Here is a 3,088-nt window from a genome sequence, read left to right as displayed (position 1 = left end):
CGCATGAGATTGATTAAAAAAGCAAACGCTCCATAAATATATATAGCAATGAGAGAAACATCTTTAAAAAATACTAAGTGCTTGCCGCGAATTGTGTGTCCTTTATCAAATGCAATCAGGATGAATAAACTACTTGCTACTAAAGCAGAAACAACAATATTTCCAACTAATGGAATGCTTTTTAAGTGCGAACTGTACAAGAATAATAATACAGCAATTCCGATGAAAATCAAAGAAACCCAATTATGGTTTATTGCGAAACCAGCGTAGCTTCCTATGCCAATTCCAACGAAAGTGAAAAAGAAATAAAATACATACGCTTTCTTTTTGGAGATAAACGTATCAATAAACATTCGCTTGGGTTTGTTGATCCGATCGGTTTTTACATCAAAGATATCGTTGATAATATTTCCGCCTGCGGCAATGAAAATCGTTGCTATCATAACACACAGAAACAAGTCTGACTTTATGTGGCAATCATCAAAAGGAACAATCCAATAATAGTAAAAGAGGAATTGCGTCAAGGCAATCATGACCATGTTTGGAAAACGAATGAGTTGTAAAAACGCTGTCATGAATTGTTAATTTAATCGTATTTAGCATCAAAATTATTATCCCACTTTCCTTGTACTTTCATTACTTGACGAATAACGTCTCTGGCAGCACCTTTTCCGCCATCGACATGCGAAATATACTTGCAAATTTCTAAAACTTCATACGCGGAGTCTTGCGGACAACAGGACAATCCAACTTGTTTTAAAACGGGAATATCTGGAATATCATCGCCCATGTACAATACATTTTCAAGTTTTACATTTTTTTGAGTGAGGTATTCTTCTAATTGGATCACTTTTTGGTGTGCGCCTAAGTAAATATCTGTAATGCCCAAACCTTGCAAACGCTTGCGAACGCCTTCATTGGTTCCGCCAGAAATAATACACACATTATAACCTTCTTTTACAGCAGCTTTGAGTGCGTAACCATCTTTAATGTTCATGCGACGCAGCATTTCTCCTGAAGAAGTTACTGTAACGGTTCCGTCTGTTAATACGCCATCTACATCAAAAATAAGCGTAGTAATGTCGTTTAAATATTCTTTGTAGCTTCTATCTCCCATAGGTTTTTGCAATTGATTGCGTCAGCAATGTATATATTTCTTTGTGAATGTCTTTATCTAATTTCGCTAAATGATCGTTAATTGTTTTTTCGTCGCCGCGTTTTGCAGGTCCAGTTTGTGCCATATACGGCGTTACTGTATTAATTTTGTTGGCAGTTTCCTGAATGAGTGGGTTTAAAATTTCGAAAGGAACATTATTAGTTTCGCAAATTTCATGTGCAACTCGGTATAAATGATTACTGAAATTGTTTACAAATACAGCAGAAACGTGTAAAGCACGACGTTGTTCCGAACTAATTTTATACGAAGTACTTCCAATAGCTGTTGCAATGGTTTCTAAAATTTTGAAATCGGATTTCTCACCAGTTTCCAAACAAATTGGAATTTTAGAAAAATCAACGTGTGCGCCTTTTGTAAAAGTTTGCAATGGATAAAAAACGCCGCGTCTATTTTTTTTATGCAATTCGTGCATAGAAACACTTCCCGAAGTATGTACAACTAACCGATTTGTAAACGGTAATTTGTTGGCAATACTCGTAATGGCATCATCTGCAACGGCAATTATGTATATGTCAGCTTCCGCTAGATTTTTTAAGTTGGTCGTTGTAGCTGTAGTTTTAAAATACGATAACGCTTTCTCAGATCTGTTGTATACCTGAACAACATCAAATGTTTTTATTGTTTGAAACACCTCATACAAATGTTGAGCAATATTTCCAGCACCTAAAATGACAATTTTTATCATATTGCTAAAATAACAACACTTTACGGTTTTTGAAACTTTAGAGATATACTTTTCGTGCTATTCGTTTCAAATTGCCAGCTTCTTCCAGTATTTTAATAGCTCTAATAACAGTTTCTACGCGTAAACCTGTTAAATCTGCAATTTGTTGTCGTGTCAATTTTACCAAATAATCAGAAGTTGTTTGCGATTCTGCTTTCAGATGTTGTAATAGTGATAAAATTCGATGTTCTGGTTTGTGCACAGATACTTCTTTCATTATCATCGATTTATATCGCAATCGGTTGCATAAGTTTTGCGTGAGTTGAATGTGTACATCAAAATTTGCTTCTAGTAATTTGAAAAAAGTAGCTTTTGGTAGTTTGTATAATTTTGTTTTCTCTGTGGCAATCGCATTCGCGGGATAGGGAAAATCACCAAATAATGGTGGTTCGCCAAAACTTTTAGATGCTTCAAAAATACCTTGTATAAATTCTTTTCCATCATCCGTAGTATTATACATTTTTACGGCACCATCTTTAATTTGATAGTAAAAAAGCGCTTGTTGTTGTACACTGAAAATGAGTTCATTTTTTGCATATTCGACCACAGTCGCATTAAAATCTAATAATTTTTCTTCAGAAACCATGCTTTATATGATTAAGATCATAAAATAACAAAAGTAGTTGATAGAACTTTGTAGTAAATAAAAAAACATACAAAAAATGACTTTATATACAAAATACTACAACGAGTTTCAGGACAAATACATGATGTATATTCCATTAACAATCATTCTTCAAAGTTGTATCGGATCAATTGCTGCAATGTATATTTTAATGAGTGGGCTTGATACAATTTCTTCATTAGTACAATTATTTCTGTGTGTTATATTCTGTATGTTTTACAATGCTGCAATTTTAGCACAACTAAAAGGGAAACTAGTATTTAATATGTTGATATTAAGTTTATTGTCTAATGTGATATTTATTATTATAAATACTATATTAGATTGAAAAATTTGATTATTTTAAATAGAAATGCTTTTTTTGCAAAACCAAAAATCATTCAATGAAAAATGATATTCGAAATAGGGAAGATGTACACCATTTGGTAACAACTTTTTATGAAAAAATTAGAAAAGATGAATTATTAGGACCAATTTTTAATGCTCAAATTACACATTGGGAAGCACACTTAGAACATTTAACGGATTTTTGGGAAAGCAGTTTATTCTTTGTAAACAAATA

Annotated in this window: 5 protein-coding genes; 1 reads left to right on the top strand and 4 read right to left on the bottom strand. The window is 32.8% G+C overall.

Features of this window, described 5'->3' with window-relative positions:
• From AB8B65_RS16140 to AB8B65_RS16125, 4 genes are all read right to left on the bottom strand, one after another.
• Positions 1-575: UbiA family prenyltransferase (locus AB8B65_RS16140; RefSeq protein ID WP_405302302.1), on the bottom strand; the 575-nt coding region annotated here is incomplete at its 3' end.
• Positions 576-586: 11 nt separating this feature from the next.
• Positions 587-1,117, bottom strand: a complete 531-nt coding sequence (locus AB8B65_RS16135) for a KdsC family phosphatase (RefSeq protein WP_405302301.1) — start codon at positions 1,115-1,117, stop codon at positions 587-589.
• The gene (locus tag AB8B65_RS16130) at positions 1,107-1,862 is read right to left on the bottom strand and encodes a Rossmann-like and DUF2520 domain-containing protein (protein WP_405302300.1); all 756 of its coding nucleotides are present in this window, start codon (positions 1,860-1,862) and stop codon (positions 1,107-1,109) included. The genes AB8B65_RS16135 and AB8B65_RS16130 overlap by 11 nt, the downstream gene beginning before the upstream one ends.
• Before the next feature lie 37 nt (positions 1,863-1,899).
• Positions 1,900-2,487, bottom strand: coding sequence for a Crp/Fnr family transcriptional regulator (locus AB8B65_RS16125; RefSeq protein ID WP_405302299.1), 588 nt, complete (start codon positions 2,485-2,487; stop codon positions 1,900-1,902).
• Positions 2,488-2,563: 76 nt separating this feature from the next.
• Here AB8B65_RS16125 and AB8B65_RS16120 point away from each other — a divergent pair, with 76 nt between their 5' ends.
• Complete coding sequence (locus AB8B65_RS16120) at positions 2,564-2,854, top strand: hypothetical protein (protein WP_405302298.1); 291 nt, start codon at positions 2,564-2,566, stop codon at positions 2,852-2,854.
• Positions 2,855-3,088: the final 234 nt, after the last annotated feature.

Origin of the sequence: Kordia sp., assembly GCF_045105435.1 — a bacterium.
GTDB lineage: Bacteria > Bacteroidota > Bacteroidia > Flavobacteriales > Flavobacteriaceae > Kordia.
The sequence above is the reverse complement of the archived record's forward strand: the minus strand, read 5'-3'. Positions and strand labels throughout refer to the sequence as shown.